19 protein-coding genes and 2 pseudogenes are annotated in these 23,458 nt (G+C 63.3%); 11 read left to right on the forward strand and 10 right to left on the reverse strand.

The window, feature by feature from the left end:
* Positions 1-28: 28 nt before the first annotated feature.
* Positions 29-511 (forward strand): GAF domain-containing protein, encoded by a 483-nt coding sequence (locus tag JD971_RS07325; RefSeq protein WP_202086976.1) that lies wholly within the window; start codon positions 29-31, stop codon positions 509-511.
* Here the strand turns inward: JD971_RS07325 and JD971_RS17110 are convergent, their stop codons facing one another.
* Genes JD971_RS17110 through JD971_RS07355 form a run of 5 tightly spaced genes read right to left on the reverse strand, consistent with a single transcriptional unit; the run spans position 512 to position 6,332 of the window.
* Positions 512-2,218, reverse strand: a complete 1,707-nt coding sequence (locus JD971_RS17110; RefSeq protein WP_371809745.1) for an AAA family ATPase — start codon at positions 2,216-2,218, stop codon at positions 512-514.
* The gene (gene rsmG / locus JD971_RS07340) at positions 2,215-2,874 is read right to left on the reverse strand and encodes a 16S rRNA (guanine(527)-N(7))-methyltransferase RsmG (RefSeq protein ID WP_202086978.1); all 660 of its coding nucleotides are present in this window, start codon (positions 2,872-2,874) and stop codon (positions 2,215-2,217) included. The genes JD971_RS17110 and rsmG overlap by 4 nt, the downstream gene beginning before the upstream one ends.
* Before the next feature lie 25 nt (positions 2,875-2,899).
* A complete protein-coding gene (gene mnmG / locus JD971_RS07345; RefSeq protein ID WP_202086980.1) occupies positions 2,900-4,714 on the reverse strand; it encodes a tRNA uridine-5-carboxymethylaminomethyl(34) synthesis enzyme MnmG in 1,815 nt (604 codons plus the stop codon).
* A 54-nt stretch (positions 4,715-4,768) separates the two neighbouring features.
* Positions 4,769-6,049, reverse strand: coding sequence for a tRNA uridine-5-carboxymethylaminomethyl(34) synthesis GTPase MnmE (mnmE, locus tag JD971_RS07350; protein ID WP_202086982.1), 1,281 nt, complete (start codon positions 6,047-6,049; stop codon positions 4,769-4,771).
* Positions 6,050-6,074: 25 nt separating this feature from the next.
* Entirely contained in the window at positions 6,075-6,332 is a 258-nt protein-coding gene (locus tag JD971_RS07355; protein ID WP_202086984.1) for a DUF6489 family protein, read from the reverse strand.
* Between the two features lie 103 nt (positions 6,333-6,435).
* Here JD971_RS07355 and JD971_RS07360 point away from each other — a divergent pair, with 103 nt between their 5' ends.
* Together JD971_RS07360 and JD971_RS07365 are read left to right on the forward strand one after the other, a co-directional pair.
* Positions 6,436-7,134 (forward strand): dienelactone hydrolase family protein, encoded by a 699-nt coding sequence (locus tag JD971_RS07360; protein WP_202086986.1) that lies wholly within the window; start codon positions 6,436-6,438, stop codon positions 7,132-7,134.
* Between the two features lie 11 nt (positions 7,135-7,145).
* On the forward strand, positions 7,146-8,765 hold the full coding sequence (locus JD971_RS07365) for an FMN-binding glutamate synthase family protein (RefSeq protein ID WP_202086987.1): 1,620 nt from the start codon (positions 7,146-7,148) through the stop codon (positions 8,763-8,765).
* A 59-nt stretch (positions 8,766-8,824) separates the two neighbouring features.
* On the opposite strand, the gene rho is transcribed toward JD971_RS07365, so the two are convergent.
* The 3 genes and pseudogenes from rho to hemE form a co-directional block, all read right to left on the reverse strand.
* Positions 8,825-10,081: a transcription termination factor Rho gene (gene rho / locus JD971_RS07370; RefSeq protein WP_202086988.1), complete on the reverse strand. Its 1,257-nt coding sequence runs from the start codon at positions 10,079-10,081 to the stop codon at positions 8,825-8,827.
* A 229-nt stretch (positions 10,082-10,310) separates the two neighbouring features.
* Entirely contained in the window at positions 10,311-10,763 is a 453-nt protein-coding gene (locus JD971_RS07375; protein WP_202087446.1) for a CopD family protein, read from the reverse strand.
* A gap of 61 nt (positions 10,764-10,824) precedes the next feature.
* Positions 10,825-11,850, reverse strand: a pseudogene (gene hemE / locus JD971_RS07380) (uroporphyrinogen decarboxylase).
* Between the two features lie 365 nt (positions 11,851-12,215).
* On the opposite strand from hemE, the gene JD971_RS07385 reads away from it, so the two are divergent.
* The 4 genes from JD971_RS07385 to coaE are packed head-to-tail and all read left to right on the forward strand — an operon-like array spanning position 12,216 to position 15,128.
* A complete protein-coding gene (locus JD971_RS07385) occupies positions 12,216-13,070 on the forward strand; it encodes a pyruvate, water dikinase regulatory protein (RefSeq protein WP_202086989.1) in 855 nt (284 codons plus the stop codon).
* Positions 13,067-13,690 (forward strand): nucleoside triphosphate pyrophosphatase, encoded by a 624-nt coding sequence (locus JD971_RS07390; protein ID WP_236672336.1) that lies wholly within the window; start codon positions 13,067-13,069, stop codon positions 13,688-13,690. Before JD971_RS07385 ends, JD971_RS07390 begins: the two co-directional genes overlap by 4 nt.
* Positions 13,687-14,541 (forward strand): shikimate dehydrogenase, encoded by an 855-nt coding sequence (gene aroE, locus JD971_RS07395; RefSeq protein ID WP_202086990.1) that lies wholly within the window; start codon positions 13,687-13,689, stop codon positions 14,539-14,541. The genes JD971_RS07390 and aroE overlap by 4 nt, the downstream gene beginning before the upstream one ends.
* Positions 14,538-15,128 carry a dephospho-CoA kinase gene (coaE, locus tag JD971_RS07400; protein WP_202086991.1) on the forward strand — a complete coding sequence of 197 codons (591 nt, stop codon included), beginning with the start codon at positions 14,538-14,540 and terminating at the stop codon, positions 15,126-15,128. Before aroE ends, coaE begins: the two co-directional genes overlap by 4 nt.
* A 30-nt stretch (positions 15,129-15,158) precedes the next feature.
* Here the strand turns inward: coaE and clpA are convergent.
* A pseudogene (gene clpA, locus JD971_RS07405) lies at positions 15,159-17,541 on the reverse strand (ATP-dependent Clp protease ATP-binding subunit ClpA).
* 193 nt (positions 17,542-17,734) lie between these two features.
* A complete protein-coding gene (locus tag JD971_RS07410; RefSeq protein WP_202086992.1) occupies positions 17,735-17,935 on the reverse strand; it encodes a DUF1192 domain-containing protein in 201 nt (66 codons plus the stop codon).
* A gap of 185 nt (positions 17,936-18,120) precedes the next feature.
* Here JD971_RS07410 and JD971_RS07415 point away from each other — a divergent pair, with 185 nt between their 5' ends.
* The 4 genes from JD971_RS07415 to JD971_RS07430 all read left to right on the forward strand — a co-directional run bounded on the left by JD971_RS07415 (position 18,121) and on the right by JD971_RS07430 (position 23,438).
* Complete coding sequence (locus tag JD971_RS07415) at positions 18,121-19,119, forward strand: NAD(P)H-quinone oxidoreductase (RefSeq protein ID WP_236672337.1); 999 nt, start codon at positions 18,121-18,123, stop codon at positions 19,117-19,119.
* A 201-nt stretch (positions 19,120-19,320) separates the two neighbouring features.
* The gene (locus JD971_RS07420) at positions 19,321-20,001 is read left to right on the forward strand and encodes a DUF1013 domain-containing protein (protein WP_202087451.1); all 681 of its coding nucleotides are present in this window, start codon (positions 19,321-19,323) and stop codon (positions 19,999-20,001) included.
* Positions 20,002-20,174: 173 nt separating this feature from the next.
* A complete protein-coding gene (locus JD971_RS07425; protein WP_236672338.1) occupies positions 20,175-21,860 on the forward strand; it encodes an AMP-binding protein in 1,686 nt (561 codons plus the stop codon).
* A gap of 288 nt (positions 21,861-22,148) precedes the next feature.
* A complete protein-coding gene (locus JD971_RS07430) occupies positions 22,149-23,438 on the forward strand; it encodes a glutamate-5-semialdehyde dehydrogenase (protein WP_202086993.1) in 1,290 nt (429 codons plus the stop codon).
* Positions 23,439-23,458 lie beyond the last annotated feature (20 nt).

The raw sequence follows: 23,458 nt of genomic DNA on the forward strand, positions 1-23,458 counted from the left end.
CCGCCGCCGGGATCGTTAAGGCGGTGTCATGTTCGATTTCGCCCCCTCCGACGCCGCCGACAAACCGCTCCTCTATCGCGAATTGTGCGAGGCCGCCGATGCGCTGACCTCGGGCGAGCCTGACGGGATCGCCAACATGGCGAATGTCGCGGCGTTGGTCTGGGGCTTCGTGCCGGACCTCAACTGGGCCGGGTTCTACCGCGTGATCGGCGATGGGCTGGTGCTTGGCCCGTTCATGGGGCGCCCGGCCTGTATCCGCATTCCACTCGGCCAGGGCGTATGCGGCACCGCGGCGGGGGAGGCACGCTCCGTCCTGGTGGAGGACGTGCACAGCTTTCCCGGCCATATTGCCTGCGACGCGAACAGCCGTTCAGAGCTCGTCGTGCCCATCGTCGTCGATGGCACAGTGAAGGCAATCATCGATCTCGACAGCCCGCTGCCGTCGCGTTTCGATGACGAGGACCGGGACGGTTTCGAAGCGCTTGCCGCGATCCTCGCCGCGCGAATCTAGTTAGATTTCACCGCCCGAAAGCCGCTGACAGACGAGATCGAGCTGATCGAGCGTCTTGTAGCGCACGGTAACGGCACCGCCCTGCTCCGACCCGTCGGGCTCGATCCGGATGGGCAGGCCGAGAAACTCCTCCAGCTGCTTTTGAATGGCCAGAATATCGGCATCGTTTTCGCGCGTGCCGGGCCGCGCGGCGCGGTGGCGCGGCTCCTTCACCGGTGCATTGCGGCGACGGATCAGCTTTTCGACATCGCGCACCGACAAATTGTCATCGACGACGGTCTGCGCAATCTCTTCCGCATTATCCACGTTGATGAGCGCACGCGCATGGCCCATCGACAATGCGTTCGCTTCCACCATGGTCAGAACCGGCTCCGGCAGGGCGAGCAGGCGCATGAGATTCGCAACATGGCTGCGCGACTTGTCGACCATGCGCGCGATCTCGGTCTGCGACATGTCGTTACGGGTATGGAGACGGTGGTAAGCGCGCGCCTCCTCCACCGGATTCAGATCCTCACGCTGAATATTCTCGATCAGGGCGAGCGCCGCGACATCGCGGTCGGCGAGATCGCGAACGATCGCCGGAATTTCATGCAATTGCGCCTTCTGCGCCGCGCGCCAGCGTCGTTCACCCGCGACGAGCCGGTAACGCCCGTGACCGCTCGCCATCACGATCACAGGTTGAATGACGCCCCTGCTCGCGATGGATCGGGCCAGATCGTCAAGCGCATCGGCATCGAAATTGACGCGCGGATTCTCGGGATGCGGCTCGATCGAGGCGACCGGCAATACGGTCAGGCCGTCCTTCCGCCCGGTGTCTTCGGACGTATTTGTTCCACGTGAAACAGGCCGCTCGGTTTGTGTATCACCGAGTAGCGCGCCAAGCCCGCGACCGAGCGCGGCTCGCTTCTTTGGTGCTTTCGTCGCGTCGTTCATGCGGCCTTCCTCTGTTCGGGGTAGCCGGCTGATCAGCTCGCGCGCCAGTTCCATATAGGCGCGCGATCCGGCGCAATGATGGTCGTAAACGATTGCCGGCAAACCATAGCTCGGCGCTTCGGAAAGGCGGACGTTACGAGGGATCACGGTGTCGAAGACCACATCGCCCAGTACGGCGCGAACGTCATCGGAAACGGACTCCGTCAAACGGTTGCGGCGGTCGAACATCGTCAACGCAATGCCAATGATATTAAGAGCCGGATTGAAACGTTCCTTAACCAATTCAATGGTTTGCATGAGCTGGCTCAACCCCTCAAGCGCAAAGAACTCGCATTGCAACGGGACGAGAATTTCATGCGACGCAGTCAGCGCATTCAGCGTCAGCAGCCCAAGTGAGGGCGGACAATCGATGAAGCAGATATCGTAATCACTCGCCGCATCGAGCGCGGTTTGAAGACGACGCGTGCGATTGTCATATCCCACCATCTCAATCTCGGCGCCCGAAAGATCGACCGTCGCGGGCACGATGTCGAGCCCGGTAATCTGCGTCGCCATCTTGCACGCGTCGAGCGATTTGCAGTCGATCAGCAAATCGTAACTCGAACGTTCGCGATTGTTCGTTTCGATCCCCACGCCGGTCGATGCGTTGCCCTGCGGATCGAGGTCGATAAGCATCGTGCGCCACCCGATCGCCGCGAAAGACGTCGCCAAGTTGATCGCAGTCGTCGTCTTTCCGACACCGCCCTTCTGGTTCGCGACCGATACCGTAATCATGAACACGATTTTCCCGATAAGTTTCGCATGGTGCCCACTATAACACCGGATTGTGGATCGGTCACCGAGTGTTCCACGTGAAATCCATGCGGCGCGGCTATCCCGTCCAGTTCGGAAAAGGCTCCCCGCCCTTTCGGAAGAAGCCAGAACGTATCGGGACGGGCAAGGTGGCTGGCCATCGCGACGAGCTTGTCCGTTGCGGCAACCGCGCGCGCCGAAATGACATCGACCTTATCCCGAACGACATTCTGTATCGTCGATGGCTCAACACGAACATTGCCCAAGGATAGCGCGCCCACTACGCTCCGAAGAAATTCAACCCGCTTCGTGCGCGGTTCGATCAATGTGAATTCGCAATCCGGCAGCAAAATGGCGCAGACCATTCCCGGCAATCCGGCACCCGTCCCGACGTCAACCCATGACTCGAACCGTGTTTCACGTGGAACGAAGCCGATGAGCTGCGCCGAATCAAGGATATGACGCGACCAGATGTTCCCGACGGTGGACCGTGCGATAAGGTTCTGATGCCCAGTTTCCGCGAGCAACGCCGCCACATAGTCATCGAGCAAGGGAACCCTAGCCACATCCATCCGCGGTATCTGGCGGATGCGGACCAGACTCTCGTCACGGTCTCTGGGATCGACCGCATCGGTCATGACACCATCTCGAACTTGCGCAGCGCTACAAGTACGGCCTATACGGCGCAGGTGTCACCCCCCTCACCCGCTCCGCCGATGCCAGCGTTTCGGGCCGGGCCTGCGTCAAGCGCTCGACCATTTCGGCAGAAAGACCCGGCACCTGCGCGAAATCGAACGTGTACGGGATCGCGAGCGCTTCGCTCTGCCGCAGGTCGCGCAATTCGGCGTCCTGGCGTTGCAAATAGGGACGGTAGCGACAATCCTCGATCAGGCCGTCCCATACCTCGGCATCCGCGACATCGGTGTCGACCAGTGCGGCAATATTCGTTGCGACAAGATCATGCCGAAGCCAATCCGAAAGCGGCATCGTGTCATGGCCGCGGATGTCCACGCCGGCATCGCGCAATTGCTTTCCGGTATAGACCGCCTGCAATTCCTCTTCGGCGCGGCGAACCGCATCCTTTCGCGCGGCGAACCACGCGCTGCGTTCGGCGCCCACGGCCCCGGCCTCGATTGCCAGTTCGGTCAGCCGCGTCGCCGCATTATTCGCCCTGAGGCGGAGGCGATATTCCGCCCGGGACGTCAACATGCGGTACGGTTCGGTCACGCCATGAAGCGTCAGATCGTCGATCATTACACCGATATAGCTGTTGGCGCGATCGAGCGGGATCGTGCGCGATCCGGTCGCCACCGCCGCGGCCGAAATTCCGGCGACGAGACCCTGCGCGCCCGCCTCTTCATAGCCGGTCGTGCCGTTGATCTGACCAGCGCAGAACAACCCTTCGATGTCCTTCAACTCCATCGAGCGTTTGAGCGCACGCGGGTCGATGTGATCATATTCGACGGCATAGCCCGGCTCCACGATCTCAACCTGCTCAAGCCCCGCAATCGTGCGGACCATGGCATGCTGAACATCGACGGGCAGTGACGTGCTGATCCCGTTGGGGTAGACGAGATGGCCGGTCAGCGCCTCCGGCTCCAGGAAAATCTGATGCCCGGTCCGGTCGGCAAAGCGATGGATCTTGTCCTCGATCGACGGGCAATAGCGCGGCCCCACCCCGGAAATCGACCCCCCGAACAAGGGTGAGCGGTCGAGATTGCGCCGAATGAGGTCGTGAGTCGCCTCGTTCGTCCGGGTGATCGCGCAGGACAATTGCGGATTGCATCGCCGGGTCGACAATGGCGACATGGTCCATTGATCTTCATCCGAAGGCTGCCGCTCAAGCTCGGACCAATCGATCGTGCGCCCATCAAGCCGAGGCGGAGTGCCGGTCTTGAGCCGCGCCATCGGAAGCGCAGCGTCCCGCAATTGCTGTGCAAGAATCGACGCAGCGGATTCTCCGATCCGCCCGCCCTCGAACCGCTCTTCCCCGCGAAACAGCCTTCCGCCGAGAAACGTGCCCGTGCACAGGACGACCGAACGCGCACTAATCCTGTCGCCCGCCCCGGTGACGACACCCGAAACGCGCGATCCTTCGAAGATCAACCCCGCGGCTTCCGCCTCGATCTCCTCCAGATTGGGCAAGGCGCGGATCATATTCTGTATTGCGCGTCGGAAAAGAACGCGATCGGCCTGAATTCGCGGGCCCTGCACCGCGCTCCCCTTGGAGCGGTTGAGCATGCGATAATGAATCGCCGCCGCATCGGCAGCGCGGCCCATCAAGCCATCGAGCGCGTCAATTTCCCGGACCAGATGGCCCTTGCCCAATCCGCCAATGGCCGGATTGCAGGACATGGCGCCCGTGCGCTCCTTGTCAAAACTGATCAAGGCAACGCACGCGCCGGTACGGGCCGCGGCGGCGGCGGCTTCGCAGCCGGCATGGCCGCCCCCTATGACTATGACGTCGAATGTGCGCATGGCGCGTCTATAACCGAAGATCGTCTTCGCGAAAACCGCGTTCCACGTGAAACGTTATTTCCCGATGCAGAAGCGCGAGAAAAGCCGATCGAGCATCGCTTCCACATCGCTCTTGCCCGTAAGCCGATCGAACGCCACCCTCGCCAAGCGCAGACGTTCGGCGAAAACGAGCATGTCCTCCGAAGCCGGAATGTCGCACAATGCATCCAGAGCATCGCAAATCTGTGCGCGCTGAAAATTCGAGATGGCCACCGATCCCGGCGCGGGCATACGGTCACGCGCGAGTGTCACGAGATCGCGAACCAGATCATCGACACCCGCCCCGGTACGGGCGGACACGACGGCGACGGGCATTTCCTTCATGCGGCGATTCGCAACGTCGGATTTGGTTTCAATCTCCCAAGCGCCCGCCGGCCCCTCACCCTCCGGTCCAAGCCAGAGAACGACATCCGCGGTCGCGAGGGCCGATTTCGCACGTTCGATGCCAATTTTCTCAACCTGGTCCGTCGTCTCATTCCGGATCCCCGCCGTATCCACGAACTGAAACGGAATTCCGTCAATCGCAACCGGACGGAACAGCACATCACGGGTCGTGCCCGCGATGGGCGTCGCGATGGCCACATCTTCGCGCAGGATTGCATTGAAAAGACTGCTTTTTCCTATATTCGGCGGCCCCGCAATAACCACCCGAAATCCTTCCCGCAATGCCTCAAGCCGCGGTGCATCGGCCCATCGTTCGAGTTCCGCCTGCAGGGCAGCGCGTTTCACGTGAAACGTCGGTGATAGATCCTCCCCATCCTCCTCGTCGGAAAAATCGAGAACCGCCTCGACTTCTGCGCCGAGCATGAGGACGGTTTCGCGCCATTCGGCGACCTGCTGCGAAAGGGCGCCATCAGCAAGGCTCTGCGCGTTCCGTCGCTGTAGCTCCGTTTCAGCCTCCAGCAGGTCGGCCAAACCCTCCGCTTCGCTCAAATCCAGGCGCCCGTTCGCGAAGCTGCGCCGCGTGAACTCGCCGGCTGATGCGGGGCGAAATCCCGGAAGAGTGCTCAGCTCCCGCTCCACAGCGGCGATGACCGCGCGCCCGCCGTGGAGGTGAAATTCGACGCTGTCCTCCCCCGTCGCACTCGCCGGGCCGGGAAAAAAGAGGACGATCGCCTTGTCGAGGATAGCGCCTTCGCTGTCGCGCAGGTGGCGCACGCTCGCTTTTCGGGGCGGCACCATTCCGCCCGCCATACCGACGAGCGCATCCGTCGCCCGTGGTCCGCTTATGCGCAGCACCGCAATCGCCGCCGGGGGTCGCCCGCTCGACAGCGCGAAAATCGTCGCATCGGTCATCTCGCGCTCGACGTTGGAAACGAGGTCAGTCTTTGCGGGAACTGCTCTTGCCGAATGCGGCATTTGCGCTGTTTTCCATCATCTGACGAAACATCTTCAGCCCCAGCTCGCCCATGGGGGCGAATTGCTTCATCATGTCCTGAAGCTGCTCGATATTGCCGGTGCCCTTCATCGCGTTGACGAGGCTGTCGACATAAAGATCATTGGCACGCGAGACATCGGGCAGACCGAGAAACCGCCGCGCTTCCTCTGGCGAGCACTCGAACTCGAAATGACCTTTCATAATGCTCTCCTCTTTTATTGACGCTCCTCACGCTGTCACAGCGGCTTTGCAAAGTCCATCGCGGCCCCCTACTTAATCGTAAACGCCACGAAGGAGATACGCGATGACTCTCGACACCCGGATCAAGACACTCGACGGAGATCAGGAATTTGCCGCCTATGTCGCAAAGCCGGCGGGAAATCCGAAGGCGGCGATGATCGTCATCCAGGAGATCTTCGGCGTCAACGACGGCATTCGCAAGAAATGCGACGATTGGGCCGCAAAAGGCTATCTCGCCATCGCGCCGGACCTGTTCTGGCGCGTGGAACCGGGCGTCGAGACCAGCTGGGACGACGAAGACGAACGGCAGAAAGCGTTCGACATGATGGGCAAGAACAATCCCGACCGCAATGTCGAGGATATCGAAGCCACGATCCGCTGGCTCCGCGCCGAGCGCAATATTGCCAAGGTCGGCGCCGTCGGATTCTGCCTCGGCGGGAAGATCGCCTACATGACCGCGGCGCGCACCGATGTCGATGCGACGGTCGGCTATTACGGGGTCGCCATCGACGAAATGCTGGACGAGAAGGAGGCGATCGCAAAACCGCTCATGCTGCATATCCCGACCGCGGATGATTTCGTCGGTCCCGATGCGCAGGCCCGGATGCATGCCGGACTCGACGATCATCCCAAGGTCACGCTGCACGATTACGAAGGGCTCGGCCATGGATTCGCAACCGCGGACGGATCGCGCCGGGACGAGGATGCAGCCATGCTCGCCGATCGCCGGACCGACGAGTTTTTTGCGCAGCATCTGGGTTGAACCAGCGCAGCATGGACAACAAATCGAACGCCCGCAGTTCGGCAAACCTGGTCCGCCGCTTCCTCGCTCCTGCGGTCCTGCTGGTGCTGTCCGGCCTCGCGTTGATATGGGAGCCGACGCGCTGGGCGTTGCTCCTTCTGCTGCCGCTGCTGGCCATTGCGGTGTTCGATTTTTTTCAGAAGCGCCATACGCTGCGCCGCAATTACCCGCTCATCGCGCGGTTTCGCTGGCTCATGGAGGATTTGCGACCCTATCTGCGCAGCTATATCGTCGAAAGCGATCTGGAGGGACGGCCGTTCAACCATGACGAGCGCGCGCTCGTCTATGCCCGGTCAAAGGGGCAGCTCGACGCGCATCCCTTCGGCACCGAGCTCGACGTCTATTCCGATGAATATGAGTGGCTCAGCCATTCGATCGTCCCCAATGCCGACGCGCCTTCGGAATGGCGCGTTCCGGTCGGCAATGCGCAATGTTCGCGACCGTATCACGCCTCGCTGCTCAATATTTCGGCGATGAGCTTCGGCTCGCTGTCCGCCAATGCGATCATGGCGCTGAACAAGGGTGCGGCCATGGGCAATTTCTACCACGATACGGGCGAAGGCGGGCTTTCGCGCTATCACCGGTCGCACAATGGGGATCTGGTCTGGGAAATCGGGAGCGGCTATTTCGGATGCCGCACCGATGACGGCGGCTTTGACCCCGCGCGTTTCGCCGATGTCGCGCAGGATCCGCAGGTCAAGATGATCGAGATCAAGCTGAGCCAGGGCGCGAAGCCGGGTCACGGCGGCATGCTGCCCGGCAGCAAGGTAACCCAGGAAATTGCCGAGGCACGCAATGTGAAAATCGGCGAGGATTGCCTGTCGCCGCCCGGTCATTCGACCTTTTCGACGCCGATCGAAATGCTCGAATGGGCGGCAAGCCTGAGGGAGAAATCAGGGGGCAAGCCCGTCGGCATCAAGCTCTGCGTCGGACAGCCGCACGAGGTTTTCGCCATTGCGAAGGCCATGCTCGACACCGGGATCTATCTCGATTTCATCACCGTTGACGGTGCCGAGGGCGGCACCGGCGCCGCGCCGATCGAATTGTCGAACCGCGTCGGCATGCCGCTGCGCGAAGGGCTGATCATGGTGCGCAATGCGCTGGTCGGGACCGACCTCAAACGGCATGTAAAGATCGCCGCGGCGGGCAAGGTGCATTCCGGCGCGCAGATGGCGATGAATTTCGGACTGGGCGCCGATTGGTGCAATGCCGGGCGCGCCTTCATGTTCGCGCTGGGCTGTGTGCAATCGATGCGGTGCCACGACGACACCTGCCCCACCGGTGTCGCGACGCAGGATGCCACGCGCCAACGCGGCCTCGTCGTGATGGACAAGGGAGAGCGCGTCGCCCGCTTTCAAAGCCACACGCTCCACGGCCTGCGCGAGATCGTCGTGGCGATGGGACTGGAAAACCCGTGGCAGATCGCGCCGCATCATATCGGCGAGCGGTTCAACACGGTGCGGTCGGATTCGATGGACCGGTTCTACAATTTCCTCAAACCGGGCGAGTTGCTGAACGATCCGGGCGATACGCAATATCTGCGCCACTGGAAAGCGGCGCAGGCGGACAGTTTCCGGGTCCGTACGGCGTAACCTCCGCTTCGATGCGCGAAACAGGGGACCGCCGCCAGCGACGGTCCCCTGTGCGATCTTTACTGATTCATCGTCGTGAAGAAATCCTCGTTCGTCTTGGAATCCTTCATCTTGTCGAGCAGGAATTCCATCGCGTCGATCGTGCCCATCTGCATGAGAATCCGGCGCAGCACCCACATCTTCGACAGCTTGTCCTTGTCGACGAGCAGCTCTTCCTTGCGCGTGCCGGACTTGCCGACGTCGAGCGCGGGGAAGATGCGCTTGTCCGACACCTTGCGATCGAGGACGATTTCCGAATTGCCGGTGCCCTTGAATTCCTCGAAAATCACCTCGTCCATGCGGCTGCCCGTGTCGATCAGCGCGGTCGCGATGATGGAGAGCGAACCGCCCTCCTCGATATTGCGGGCCGCACCGAAGAACCGCTTCGGCCGCTGCAGCGCATTGGCATCGACACCGCCGGTGAGCACCTTGCCCGAGGACGGCACGACGGTGTTGTAGGCCCGGCCGAGACGCGTGATGGAATCGAGCAGGATGACGACATCCTTCTTGTGCTCGACCAGGCGCTTCGCCTTCTCGATCACCATTTCGGCGACCTGCACGTGGCGCGTGGCCGGCTCGTCGAAGGTGGAGGAGATGACCTCGCCCTTGACGCTACGCTGCATGTCGGTGACTTCCTCAGGCCGTTCGTCGACCAGCAGGACGAGCAGGAACACCTCCGGGTGATTGTCGGTGATCGCCTTGGCGATGTTCTGCAGCAACACGGTCTTCCCGGTGCGCGGCGGCGCGACGATCAACGCGCGCTGCCCCTTGCCCTGCGGCGAGATGATGTCGATCACGCGGGAGGATTTGTCCTTCACCGTGGGGTCGGCAATGTCGAGCGTGAGCTTCTCTTCGGGATAGAGGGGCGTCAGATTGTCGAAATTGACGCGGTGACGCACGACGTCCGGATCGTCGAAATTGATCTTCAGCAGCTTGGTCAGCGCAAAATAGCGTTCGCCGTCCTTGGGTGCGCGGATCTCGCCCTCGACCGTGTCGCCGGTGCGCAGGCCGAACTTGCGGACCTGGTTGGGCGAGACGTAAATGTCGTCCGGCCCGGCGAGATAGTTCGCCTCCGGGCTGCGCAGGAAACCGAATCCGTCGGACAGGACCTCGATCGTGCCGATGCCGAGGATCTCCTCGCCATCGTCCGCAACCTCTTTCAGGATGGCGAACATGAGGTCCTGACGGCGGAGCGTGGACGCGCCCTCGACGCCCATTTCCTCGGCCATTTCGACCAGTTCGGCGGGTTTTTTCTGTTTGAGTTCTTTAAGATGCATGGGCTTTGTTCCGTGGCGCGGAGGCCGGGTGTCATGGGAATGGACGATCGCGTTGCGGATGCCCGCAGGCCGGATCGACGATAGGAAATTGGATCGTACCGCCGCGATGGGCGCAGACCGTGCCGTCCGGGAGGACGAGGAGCGGCAGGACGCCGTCTTGGCTTTGCGAATTACGCGCCCGCGCGCAAATCGTCAATCCGGATTCGAGCAAACCCCGGATCCCGGCGGTTCAGCCCGGCAGGTACAGGCGGACCACGATCACCGTCGTCACGATGAGAATGACGGCAATGCCCGGCACCTCGTTGACGAGGCGCAGCGCCTTGCCCGAAAGGCGTTTTTCGCCGCGCGCCAGTTTCTTGCCATAGCCGATCATCCAGCCGTGATAGCCCGAGAGCAGCAGCACCAGCAGCAGCTTCACGTGGAACCACGGCGCGCTCCACGCGTCGGTCACGAAGGCCAGCGCCAGCCCGAAGCCCCAGACCGCCACGATCGCGGGGTTGAGGATGATCGTGCGCAGCTTCGCCTCGCGCTCGACCCAGCGGGCCGCCTCGTCCGATCCCTCGACCGCTTCCTGATGATAGACGTAGAATCGGGGCAGCATGAACAGGCCCGCCATCCAGAAGATGACGAAGACCAGATGGCCAACCTTGAGCCAGGGATAGAGCACGGCGATACCTTCCATCATAGCCACGCAGATAGGGCATCACGGCCCCTGCCGAAAGCCCCGCCTTAAACGCTCCCGCTTAGCGCCGCCAGCCCCGCACGGCCTGCAACAATTGCTCGACATGGGCGATCGGCGTGTCCTTGCCGATGCCGTGGCCAAGGTTGAACACGTGCGGACGATCGGCAAAGCAATCGAGGATAAATTGCGCGCGGCGCGTCATCGCCTCGCCGCCGACCAGCAGCAGCAGCGGATCGATATTGCCCTGCACTGGCATGCCGGCCTACAGTTCGCGCGCGGCCCATTGCGGATCGACCGTTTCGTCGACGCCGACCGCATCGATCCCGGTTTCGCGGGCATAGGCGGCCAGCTTCTCGCCCGCGCCTTTGGGAAAGCCGATGAAGGGCGTGTCGGGGCATTGCGCCTTGAACGCCTCCACGATGCGCACCGTCGGCGCGATGACCCAGCGTTCGAATTCATCGGGGGCGAGCGTGCCGGACCAGCTGTCGAACAATTGCACTGCCTCCGCGCCCGCCTGTGCCTGCTTGACCAGATATTCGACCGTCACATCGGCGATGGCATCGATGATCGCGCCGAATGCGACCGGATCGCGATAGGCTAGGGCGCGGGTGGCATGCTGATCCCGGCTGCCTTCGCCGTTCACCATGTAGGTCGCGACGGTCCACGGCGCGCCGGCAAAGCCCAGCATCGTCCGCTCCGCGCCCAATCGTTCCCGCACCAGGGCCACGGTCCGGTAGATCGGTTCAAGACGCTCAGGCACGGCCTGGAGCGCCCCCAGCGCATGATCGGCGAGCCGGGGCGAGAGATGCGGCCCCTCCCCTGCGAGGAATTGCAGGTCCTGCCCCATGGCGTAGGGCACGATGAGGATGTCGGAAAACAGGATCGCCCCGTCGAACCCGAACCGGTCGATCGGCTGCATCGTGATCTCCGCGGCGGCCTCGCTATCGTAAACCAACGCCAGAAATCCGCCCTTTTCCGCGCGCAACGCCCGGTATTCGGGGAGGTAGCGCCCGGCCTGCCGCATGAGCCAGAGCGGGCGTTCGGCAAGGTTCGCACCATTCAGCGTGTCGAGGAGAAGTCCGGCCATTTTTTGAAAAGCTCCGCGCAGAATACAGAATAATAAGATTCTAGATAAGGATGATGAGAGTTGTTGACCCTGTGGATATCGGGGAAACATGGCGCCTGCCCGAAATATCACCCGATGGCCACGGGCAATTGCAACTGCGACTCCCGACCCGGCATGAGTCAAAGCATAGTTGTCCGCCTTATGCACAGGCTGTGCACGTTTCGCCGCCCTGTCCACAACCCGCAGCACCGATTCCGGCATAGCGGGGACAGCTCCGCAGCCCGGACTTGTCCACAAGCCTGTCCCGTGGTTTATCGGCGGATCTGTGCACAGCCTGCCCGGCCCATTCACCCGATGGGCAAAAACAGACGAAAGAGGACGTTCGCTTGACCCCCCTTCATCTCCATCTGCTGTCGGATTCCACGGGCGAAACGCTGGAGATGATCGCCAAGGCTGCGCTCGCGCAGTTCGAGAATGCGATCGTGGACCGGCATTTCTGGCCGATGGTCCGCTCGCAGCAGCATCTCGACCGGATCATGAACGAGATCGTGACGAAACCGGGGCTGGTCCTGTTCACGGTGGTGAACGAGGCCCTGCGCGACAGTCTTGAGAAACGCTGTGCCGAGGCGGGTCTGAAAACGGTCAGCGCGCTTGATTCCGTGACCGATCCGCTGGCGCGCCTGCTCGACAAGGAAAAGGTGCATCGGCCGGGACGCCAACACGTGCTCGACGATGCCTATTTCGAGCGGGTCGAGGCGATCCAGTTCACCATCGCGCATGACGATGGCCTGCTCTGGGAAGAATGGGAGGAGGCCGACATCCTGCTCGCCGGCGTTTCGCGTACGTCGAAGACGCCGACGTCGATCTATCTCGCCAATCGCGGTTTTCGCACCGCCAATATCCCGATCGTGGTGGAATCGCCGCCGCCGAACGCGCTTTTCGGCCTGCGCCATCCGATGGTCGTGGGGCTCACCACCTCGACCGACCGGCTGGTGCAAGTGCGGCGCAACCGGCTGCTCTCGCTGAACCAGACGCCGGAAACCGATTACGTGGACAAGGATCGCGTGGAGAAGGAGGTGAAATATGCCCGCCGTATGTTCGCCGACAACGGCTGGGCGGTGATCGACGTCACGCGCCGCTCGATCGAGGAAACCGCCGCCGCCGTGATCAAGCTTTATAATGAACGCAAGGCAAGGCTCGCCGCCGACCCGGACAACATCGGCGGGACGAAACCGATATGAGCATGGCCGATAGGAGCAGGGCGCCATCGCCGCCGGACCTCGTACTCGCGTCGCGCTCCGCCTCGCGCCGGGCCATGCTCGACGGGGCGGGCGTGGCCTATACCGCGCGCCCCGCCGATGTGGACGAGGCCGCGATGAAGATCGCGATGGCGGGCGAAGAGCCCGAAACAATCGCGCAGGCGCTTGCCGATGCAAAGGCACTGGCCATTGCCGGAGACGCCGGGGATGCGCTCGTGCTCGGCAGCGATTCGCTGGTCCAGTGCGGCGGACGATTGTTCGACAAGCCGGAGAGCCGCGAACAGGCGGCAGAGCATTTGCGCTGGTTCTCGGGCAGGACGATGGAACTGCATAGCGGTGCAGCATTGGTGCAGCATAAAGCGGTAAAATGGCGCCATGCCGCGCTTGCCCGCCTCCACGTGCGCGAATTGTCCGACGATTTCATCGCCGCCTATCTCGACAGCGAGTGGCCGGACGTCGGCGCCTGCGTCGGCGTTTTCATGATCGAGGGGCCCGGTGTGCAATTGTTCGAATCGGTCGATGGCGATTATTTCTGCATCCTGGGCATGCCTTTGTTCCCGGTGCTTTCGGCGCTGCGCCGGTTCGGAGCGTTGCGGTCATGAGCATTCCCTTTGCCGAGGTGATCGGCGATCCCATCGCCCAATCGAAATCGCCGGCGATCCACGGATTCTGGCTCGAACGGCTCGGTATCGAGGCTGCGTATCGCAGGTTTCACGTGACCGCGGGCGATCTGCGCGACTATCTCGACGAACGACGCGGTAATGCCGATTGGCGCGGGTGCAACGTGACCATGCCGCACAAGCAGGCGATCATTCCGCTGCTCGACCGGGTCGATGCGATGGCCGCGCAGATCGGTGCGGTGAATACCGTCGTGCGCGAGCATGGCGCGCTTGTCGGCTACAACACCGACGCGCCGGGATTTCTCGAACCGTTGCGGCGCGATCTGGCGCAGACGCATCTGTTCCGCATGGCGCGCATCCTGGGCACGGGCGGTGCGGCGCGGGCGATCGTCGCCGCGCTGGCCGACGCGGGGGCGGTGCTGGTGCTGGCGGGCCGTGACCCGGCCAAGGCGCGGGCGATACTGGACACGCTCGATCCCGGTGGGGAGCATCACGCCGTGCCGCTGTCCCATTTCGCGGAGCCGACCGATTTCGCGTTCGACGACCGGGAGGGCTGTCTCGACCTCGTCATCAACGCGAGCCCGCTGGGCATGACCGGCCAACCGCCCCTCCCCTTCGATTTCAGCCATGTCCCGCCGCGCAGCATTTGTTATGATATCGTCACCGCGCCCGCGCGCACGCCCTTTCTTAACGAGGCGTCGCGGCGCGGATATCGCACGGTGGACGGCCTTTCCATGCTCATCGGGCAGGCGGACCATGCCTTTCGCCGGTTTTTCGGCGCGCATCCGCCGCGCGGCGAAGACGAGGAATTGCGGCGGCGGTTGAAGGCATGAGCAAGCCTTTCATCCTCGGCCTGACCGGCGGGATCGGCATGGGCAAATCGACGGTCGCGGGCATGTTTCGCGCGGCCGGCGTGCCGGTCTTCGATGCCGACGCGGTGGTGCACAGGTTACAGGGGCCGGGCGGACGCCTGCTCCCCGCGATCGAAGCGGAATTTCCGGGCAGCACCGGGCCGGATGGGGTGCGGCGCGCCGCGCTGGGCGACATGGTGTTCGGCGATGCGGCCGCGCTGTCCCGGCTGGAAGCGATCATCCACCCCGCCGTGCGCGAGGAGCGCGACACGTTCATGGGCGATAATGCGAATGCGACGCTGATCGTGTTCGACATCCCCTTGCTCTATGAAAAGACGGGCACTGCCGGGCTCGACGCGGTGGCGGTGGTGTCCGCTCCGCCCGAGGTGCAACGTGCCCGCGTCATGGCGCGCCCCGGCATGACGGCGGAAAAATTCGATCATATTCTCGGATTGCAGGTGCCGGACGCCGAGAAACGCGCGCGCGCCGATTACGTTATCGACACCGGCACGACGCTGGAGGAAACGCGCGGTGCGGTCGCCGCGCTGATCGCGAAAATCCGGCCATAAAAAGGGCGACCCGCGGGCCGCCCTTTTCACTCAATCCTCGGCGCTGGGTTCGCCGGAAGTCGTGCCCGTTTCGGAGCCTTCCTCGCCCGGCGCGTCCTTTTTCGGTTTCTTGCGCTTCTTCACCGCCTTGGGAGGGGCGGGCGTCAGCTCGAAATTCAGCACCGGCTTGCCGTCCTCGCCATCCTTCGCGCCGACATGGACCTCGCCGCCCTGCGCCAGCTTCCCGAACAACAGCTCCTCGGCCAGCGGCTGCTTCACCTTTTCCTGGATCAGCCGGCCCATCGGGCGCGCACCGTAGAGCCGGTCGTAACCGCGTTCACCCAGCCATTCGCGGGCATCGCTATCGAACTGGATATGCACGTTCTGATCGGCGAGTTGCAGTTCGAGCTGCAGGATGAACTTGTCCACCACGCGGCTGACGATCGTCTTGCCGAGATAGGCGAAGGGCACGATCGCATCGAGACGGTTGCGGAATTCGGGGGTGAACATCTTCTTCACCGCCTCTTCGCTCGCATCGTCCTTCGATACGTCGCCGAAACCGATGCCGCTGCGCTGCATGTCGGCGGCGCCCGCATTGGTCGTCATGATCAGCACGACATTGCGGAAATCGACCGTCTTGCCGTGATGGTCGGTCAGGCGTCCGTTATCCATGACCTGCAACAATATGTTGAAGAGGTCGGGATGCGCCTTCTCGATCTCGTCGAGCAGAAGCACGCAATGCGGCTGCTGATCGATGGCATCGGTGAGCAGGCCGCCCTGATCGAAACCGACATAGCCCGGAGGCGCGCCGATCAGCCGCGAAACCGAATGCCGCTCCATATATTCCGACATGTCGAAACGTTGCAGCGGAATGCCCATGATGTCGGCCAGCTGCCGCGCGACTTCGGTCTTGCCGACGCCGGTGGGGCCGGAAAACAGGAACGATCCGATCGGCTTGTCCGGATCGCGCAGCCCCGCGCGGCTCAGCTTCATTGCGGTGGACAGCACCTCGATCGCGCGGTCCTGTCCGAACACGACATGTTTGAGATCGCGGCTCAGGTTTTCGAGCGCCTTCTTGTCGTCCTTCGACACCGATTTGGCCGGGATGCGGGCCATGGTGGAGATGACTTTCTCGATCTCCTTGGCGGTGATCGTCTTCTTTCGGCGGCTGGGGGGCACGAGCATCTGCATCGCGCCGACCTCGTCGATCACGTCGATCGCCTTGTCCGGCAATTTGCGGTCGTTGATGTAACGCGCGGACAGTTCCACCGCGGTCTTGATCGCGTCGGGGGTGTATTTCACCTTGTGGTGATCCTCGAACGCGGTGCGCAGGCCGCGCAGGATCTTCACCGTATCCTCGACCGACGGTTCGTTGACGTCGATCTTCTGGAACCGGCGCAGCAGGGCGCGGTCCTTTTCGAAATGGTTGCGGAATTCCTTGTAGGTCGTCGACCCGATGCACCGGATCGCACCCGACGACAGCGCCGGCTTCAACAGGTTGGACGCATCCATCGCCCCGCCGCTGGTCGCGCCAGCTCCGATCACGGTGTGGATCTCGTCGATGAACAGCACCGCGTCGGGCATTTTCTCAAGCTCGGAGACGACCTGCTTCAACCGCTCCTCGAAATCGCCGCGATAGCGCGTGCCCGCGAGCAACGAGCCCATGTCGAGCGAATAGATGACGGCATCCTGCAACACCTCGGGCACCTGGCCCTCGACGATCTTGCGCGCCAGGCCCTCCGCGATCGCGGTCTTGCCCACGCCGGGATCGCCGACATAGAGCGGGTTGTTCTTCGACCGGCGGCACAGGATCTGCACCGTGCGGTCCACCTCGGAATTGCGGCCGATGAGCGGATCGACCTTCCCGCCGCGCGCCTTTTCGTTGAGGTTGACCGTGAACTGGTCGAGCGCGGTTTCCTTCTTGCCCTTGCCGTCGGCCTTGTCCTCGGCGCGGGGTTCGTCGTCCGCGCCCTTGGCCGGGGGCTTCGGCACGGCCGGTCTTGCCGATGCCGTGGCTGATGAAGCTGACCGCGTCGAGGCGGCTCATGTCCTGCTGCTGCAGGAAATAGACGGCATAGGAATCACGTTCGGAAAACAGCGCGACCAGCACGTTCGCGCCCGTCACGGTATCCTTGCCCGACGATTGCACGTGCAGGATCGCGCGTTGAATCACCCGCTGAAACCCGGCGGTGGGGGACGGGTCGGCCTTTTCCGCGGTCTTGAGCGACTGATACTCCTGATCGAGATATTGTTTGACCACGCCGCCCAGTTCGGAGGTGTCGACGCCGCAGGCTTCCATGACCTGCGCGGCATCGTCATCGCCGATGAGTGCGAGCAGGAGATGTTCCAGAGTCGCATATTCGTGACTGCGCTCTGCCGCATTGGCGAGCGCGGTATGCAGCGTCTTTTCGAGGCTCTGGGCAAATGAGGGCATATCTTACTTCAATCCTTGCCGAAATCTGATTGCGGGACCGATGATACGATACCGGGTATGAACGGATCGCGAATGCCATGGTCCGCACGGGCTTCCGCGCGATTCATCGCGGGTCTTTCCAGGCGGGTCTGTCCGGGGATACGCGCAGGCGAAACGCACGCCACCATTCGCATGGGCGAGGCGGCGCGAACCATCACGCAGGCGGCCTGAACAAGAGCTCTGCCGCCCGACGGTGCCGGTCCGCTTTATCCATGTGGGAACGGGTGCGCGCGATTTCCAGTTCGAGGCGCCCGATACGATCGCGCAATTCATCCTGTGACAGGGAATCGAGCGATTCGGCTGCGAGCATGCTCGCCAGGTCGCCCTTTGTGCGTGGAAGATCGTCGCCGTCCATTGCAGTGCACAATGTTGGCCGTGATCGGCTTGCTGTCAACACGGTAGCGCGTTAACGGTTCGATTGTGGCGCGAAATCCACATGCCATCCGTGCGTGGACGATCCGTCTCTAAGTGCATGGGCCGGCATGCGAGGCGCCCGCCCCGCCCCACGATGGCCCGTTCCCAGTGATGGAAGGAATTGCGATGACGCAGGACGAGATGACCGCGGTGCTTTTCGAAAAACCCGGCGGTCCCGAAGTCGCACGGACGCAGACCGTGGCCCGTCCGAAACCGGGTCCGGGGCAGGTGCTCATCCGCGTCGCCCATGCCGGGGTGAACCGACCCGACATCATCCAGCGTGAGGGCAAATACCCCCCGCCGCCCGGTGCACCGGACATTCCCGGCCTCGAAATATCGGGCACGGTCGCGATGCTGGGCGACGGGGTGGATACGCTGGCGGAAGGGGACCGGGTCTGCGCGCTGGTATCGGGTGGTGGCTATGCGCAATATTGCGTGGCGGATGCGCGCCATTGCCTGCCGGTGCCGGACGGGCTGTCCATGGCGGAGGCCGCGGCCATGCCCGAAACGCTGTTCACCGTGTGGCACAACGTGTTCGACCGCGGATCGGCCGCGGATGGCGATACGATGCTGCTGCATGGCGGGACGAGTGGCATCGGCACGATGGCCGCGATGCTGGCGAAACTGTTCCGGGTGCGCACGATCGTGACCTGCGGAAGCGATGAAAAATGCGAGGCCGCGCTGCGCATCGGGGCGGATCATGCCATCAATTACAAGACGCAGGATTTCGTCGCCGAAACCGCCCGCATCACCGGGGACAAGGGCGTGAACGTCGTGCTGGACATGGTGTCGGGCGATTATGTTGCGCGCAACATCGAATGCCTCGCGCCCGATGGGCGGCACGTGACGATCGCGGTGCTCGGCGGCGCGAAGGCGACTATCAATATGGGCAATGTCATGCGCAAGCGCCTCCGTCTCACCGGCTCCACGCTCCGCCCGCGCAGCGCCGATTTCAAGGCCGCGCTGGCGCAGGAAATCCGCCGGGTGGTCTGGCCCTTCGTCGAAAACGGACAGCTGCGCCCGGTCATGGACCGCCGTTTCGCGCTTGCCGACGTGGCCGATGCGCATGCCTACATGGACAGCGGCGATCATATCGGGAAGGTCGTGCTCGACGTTGAGGGGTGAGTGCGCGGGCTGGCGCCCCTGCCCCCGGTCTGCCACTAATGCTTGCCCTTGTGCGCTCTATGGCGTAATCGGCACGGGCAAGCGGCCGCTCCGGGAAGGGGCGGCCCTTATCGTATTCAACCCCCGCGCGCAGGCCGTTCCCGGCCCGCCGGGGCCAAGCCAGAGGGTTTTCCCGTGAGCCAGAACCAAGCAACTCCGCTGATGCCGCATGCAACCGCGAGCTGGCTGGTGGACAACACCGCCCTGACCTTCGACCAGATCGCCGACTTCTGCGGCCTCCACATCCTCGAGGTGCAGGCGATGGCCGACGACATGGCAGGACAGAAATACACCGGGCGCGATCCCGTCCGCGCCGGCGAACTCACCCATGCCGAGATCGAGAAGGCGCAGGACGATTTGTCCTACCGCATGAAGATGCACAAGGCGCCGGTGCAGATGCAGCGCACCAAGGGCCCGCGTTATACCCCGGTGTCGAAGCGCCAGGACAAGCCCGATGGCATCGCGTGGATCCTGCGCAACCATCCGGAAATTTCCGACGCGCAGATTTCGAAGATGATCGGCACCACGCGCAATACGATCGCCGCGATTCGCGACCGTTCGCACTGGAACATTCAGAACATTAATCCCAAGGATCCGGTCACGCTCGGCCTGTGTTCGCAGCGCGAGCTCGACGCCGCCGTCACCAAGGCGGCGAAGAAGGCCGGCACCGACGAGGCGGAGCCCAAGACCGACACCCGCCTCACCGACGATCGCCAGGCGCTCATCGACGAGCTCAAGGCCGAGCGCGTACAGGCGGCACAGGACGCGGTCGAAGCCGCGCAGGAAGCCGAGGCGCAGGCCTGGCTCGACGCCCGCAAGGCCGAGGGCAACGCGCAGGATTGATCCGCGCCATCGGCCGCGACAATCCGGCAATTGCTTGAAAAAGCCCGGCCCCCATTGCGGGAGCCGGGCTTTTTCATGCGCGCGGCGGGCGCGAAACCGGTGCCGGATCGGCTTGCAGGAACGGGCGGACTGTGCAAAATAGCTTACAAAGATGTAAGTAGGAGAGTGTGCACGTGTCCGAATGGCCCCCGCAGGATGCGGGCGAAACCGCACTGGTTGAAAACTACCGCCACCCGGGAAGCTGGGATCAGCAGTTCGAGCCGTTGACGGTGCCGGCCATGTTCGCGGCATCGCGGGACCGTGCGGGCGGGGATGCGCTGGTCGATTTTTACGGACGCCGTTTCACCTATCGCGAGATGCACCGGGAGGCATCGCGCATCGCCGCCGCGCTGCAGGCGCGGGGCATCGGCAAGGGCGACCGCGTCGGCCTGTTCCTGCCGAACGTGCCGATGTACGTCAGCGCCTATTACGGCATCATGATCGCAGGCGCGTCGGCGGTGAATTTCTCACCCCTCTACACCGTCGAAGAACTCGCCGCGCAGGTCGCGGATTCCGGGATCGACACGCTCTTCACGCTCGACAGCAGCGCGCTTTTCCCCACCGCGTGCAAGGTGCTGGACCAGTCGCGGCTCGAACGGCTCATCGTCGGGCGGCTGAAGCACATGTTGCCCATCGGCAAGAGCGCGCTTTTGCGGGCGTTCGGGCGAAAGCAGGTGTCGGACCTGCCCGATGACGACCGCATCGTCGACCTCTGGGCGTTCATGGCGGGCCATACCGATCCCGAACCAGTCGAACTCGACCCGATGGACGATGTCGCGCTGATCCAATATACCGGCGGCACCACCGGCGTTCCGAAGGGCGCCATGCTCACGCATCAGAACCTTACCGCCAATGCGCGGCAGGTCGCACGGATCGACGCGCATCGCGGCGAACGCGACGTGATCGTCGGCGTGCTCCCGCTGTTCCACGTGTTCGCCAATACCTGCGTGCTCAATCGCACCGTGCTGTCCGGCGGGATGATTGCGATGCTGCCGCGATTCGATGCGCGCGATACGCTCAAAACGATCGAGCGGGTCGAGGCGACCTCTCTGCCCGGCGTTCCGACGATGTATCAGGCGCTGATCGACCGGCCCGAAGCCGCGCACACCGATTTTTCGTCCTTGCGCGTCTGTATAGCCGGCGGGGCGCCCCTGCCCCTCCCGCTCAAGGAGAAGTTTCAGCACACGACCGGCGCGAAACTGATCGAGGGTTACGGGCTCACCGAAAGTTCGGGCGTGGTGTCGGCCAATCCTTATGAAGACGGCGAAAAGGTCGGGACGATCGGGCAATTGCTGCCCGGCACGCGCATTCGCCTGCTGAACAAAGAAGACCCGTCGCAGATGGCCGCGGCCGGTGAGCCGGGCGAGCTCGCGATCAAGGGGCCGCAGATCATGAAGGGTTACTGGGGCAGGGAATCCGGCGATGATTTCGCCGATGGCTATTTCCGCACCGGCGACGTGGCGACCGTCGACGCGGAGGGGTTCCTGAACATCGTCGACCGGATCAAGGACATGATCAGCGTCGGCGGGTTCAAGGTGTTCCCCAGCCAGATCGAGGACATCTTGCTCGAATTCGACGCGGTGAAGGAAGCTTTGGTGATCGGCGTGCCCGATGCCTATCGCGGCGAGAGCCCCAAGGCGTTCGTCACGCTGAACGACGGGTTTGCCGAGGATGGCGATGTGCTCAAGGACCGGCTGAACGCGCGTCTGGGCAAGCATGAGCGTGTCGTCGGGGTCGTCGTTCGCGAGGAACTGCCGAAAACCATGATCGGAAAGCTCGACCGCAAGGCTTTGCGGGCGCTGGAGGCGGTTCCGGCATGAGCGTACGGGTGTTTCACGTGAAATAGGATGGTGGAGAGTCTCGGCGTCACCGGCGGCGGGGGCGGATCGAAACGCCACACCCATACGACGGCACGGGCAATAGCGGTTTGGTGACGTTTGCGGCGAATTGCAGGCTTTGTGAGGTCGGGCGTGGAACCCTCGCCGTGCCCAACCTGTCCGTCGCGCGAATCGTGCGGCAACCTTGCATTGATCATGCATCCCGCACATCCTGCCGTAAATTCCGGGCTTGCCCCTGACTTTTGCAGTGCAACATGCTATGTATGGGCCATGAACATGACAGAGACGCTCGAACCCGAAACGAAGGCGGAAACGCCCGAACACCTGATCTCCCGCCTGGCCAAGGATGCCCGCGCCGCACAGCGCGTGCTCGCCGGCATGGCCGATGGCGACAAGGCCGATGCCTTGCGCGCCGCCGCCGCCGCGCTGCGGGAGGACAAGGATGCCATCCTCGCCGCCAATGCCAAGGACATTGCCGCCGGCAAGGAACGCGATCTGCCCCCTGCCATGCTCGACCGGTTGAAGCTGGACGAGGAACGGCTCGAAGGGATTGCCAGCGCGGTGGAAAACGTCGCCGCCCTGCCCGACCCCGTCGGCGATGTGATCGACCGTTCCGAAATGCCCAACGGCCTCAAGATGTCGCGCGTGCGCGTGCCCATCGGCGTGATCGGCATCATTTACGAAAGCCGCCCGAACGTGACCGCCGATGCCGCTGCACTCTGCGTGCGGGCCGGGAACGCGGCGCTGCTGCGCGGCGGGAGCGAGGCGGTGCATTCCAACCGTGCCATCGACGCCGCTATGTCGCGCGGCCTTCTATCGAAGGGCGTGCCCGAAGGCGCCATCCAGCTGATCCCGACGCAGGACCGTGCCGCGGTCGGCGCGCTGCTCAAGGCGGCGGGCAAGGTTGACATGATCGTGCCACGCGGCGGCAAGTCGCTGGTCGCGCGGGTGCAGGAAGAGGCGCGCGTGCCGGTGCTCGCGCACCTCGACGGGATCAACCACACCTATGTCCACGCCGCTGCCGCGCCCGACATGGCAGAGGCGGTCGCCGTCAATGCCAAGATGCGCCGGACCGGCGTATGCGGGGCGCTGGAAACGCTGCTGCTCGACGCGAACTATCCCAAGAGCGAGGCGCTTCTAAGCAAAATTCTCGATTCGGGTTGCGCCCTTCGCGGCGACAGCCGGGCGCGTTCGCTCGACAGCCGGATCGACGCCGCCGATGACGAGGATTGGGACACCGAATATCTCGATGCGATCCTCGCGGTGAAGATCGTCGACGGTCTGGACGAGGCACTGGCGCACATCTCGGCGCATTCGTCGGGCCACACCGATGCCATCGTCACCGGCGATGCCGACACCGCCGAACGCTTCCTCAACGAAGTGGACAGCGCCATCGTCATGGCCAATGCGAGCAGCCAGTTCGCCGATGGCGGCGAATTCGGACTCGGCGCGGAAATCGGCATTGCCACCGGCCGCCTCCACGCACGCGGTCCGGTCGCGCTCGAAGGGTTGACGACCTATAAATGGCAGGTCCGCGGCACGGGGCAGACGCGCCCCTGATGCGCCATTTGATGCGCATG

Origin of the sequence: Croceicoccus sp. YJ47 (assembly GCF_016745095.1) — a bacterium.
Classification (GTDB): domain Bacteria; phylum Pseudomonadota; class Alphaproteobacteria; order Sphingomonadales; family Sphingomonadaceae; genus Croceicoccus.

Excerpts from the sequence above, each read along its gene's own strand:
- JD971_RS07325 (WP_202086976.1), top strand. The coding sequence starts at position 29 with ATGTTCGATTTCGCCCCCTCCGACGCCGCCGACAAACCGCTCCTCTAT.
- rho (WP_202086988.1), bottom strand. The coding sequence starts at position 10,081 with ATGCATCTTAAAGAACTCAAACAGAAAAAACCCGCCGAACTGGTCGAA.
- mnmG (WP_202086980.1), bottom strand. The coding sequence starts at position 4,714 with ATGCGCACATTCGACGTCATAGTCATAGGGGGCGGCCATGCCGGCTGC.
- JD971_RS07390 (WP_236672336.1), top strand. The coding sequence starts at position 13,067 with ATGAGCATGGCCGATAGGAGCAGGGCGCCATCGCCGCCGGACCTCGTA.
- rsmG (WP_202086978.1), bottom strand. The coding sequence starts at position 2,874 with ATGACCGATGCGGTCGATCCCAGAGACCGTGACGAGAGTCTGGTCCGC.
- JD971_RS07410 (WP_202086992.1), bottom strand. The coding sequence starts at position 17,935 with ATGGACGGCGACGATCTTCCACGCACAAAGGGCGACCTGGCGAGCATG.
- mnmE (WP_202086982.1), bottom strand. The coding sequence starts at position 6,049 with ATGACCGATGCGACGATTTTCGCGCTGTCGAGCGGGCGACCCCCGGCG.
- JD971_RS07360 (WP_202086986.1), top strand. The coding sequence starts at position 6,436 with ATGACTCTCGACACCCGGATCAAGACACTCGACGGAGATCAGGAATTT.
- aroE (WP_202086990.1), top strand. The coding sequence starts at position 13,687 with ATGAGCATTCCCTTTGCCGAGGTGATCGGCGATCCCATCGCCCAATCG.
- coaE (WP_202086991.1), top strand. The coding sequence starts at position 14,538 with ATGAGCAAGCCTTTCATCCTCGGCCTGACCGGCGGGATCGGCATGGGC.
- JD971_RS07415 (WP_236672337.1), top strand. The coding sequence starts at position 18,121 with ATGACGCAGGACGAGATGACCGCGGTGCTTTTCGAAAAACCCGGCGGT.
- JD971_RS07420 (WP_202087451.1), top strand. The coding sequence starts at position 19,321 with ATGCCGCATGCAACCGCGAGCTGGCTGGTGGACAACACCGCCCTGACC.
- JD971_RS07375 (WP_202087446.1), bottom strand. The coding sequence starts at position 10,763 with ATGGAAGGTATCGCCGTGCTCTATCCCTGGCTCAAGGTTGGCCATCTG.
- JD971_RS07365 (WP_202086987.1), top strand. The coding sequence starts at position 7,146 with ATGGACAACAAATCGAACGCCCGCAGTTCGGCAAACCTGGTCCGCCGC.
- JD971_RS07430 (WP_202086993.1), top strand. The coding sequence starts at position 22,149 with ATGAACATGACAGAGACGCTCGAACCCGAAACGAAGGCGGAAACGCCC.
- JD971_RS07355 (WP_202086984.1), bottom strand. The coding sequence starts at position 6,332 with ATGAAAGGTCATTTCGAGTTCGAGTGCTCGCCAGAGGAAGCGCGGCGG.
- JD971_RS17110 (WP_371809745.1), bottom strand. The coding sequence starts at position 2,218 with ATGATTACGGTATCGGTCGCGAACCAGAAGGGCGGTGTCGGAAAGACG.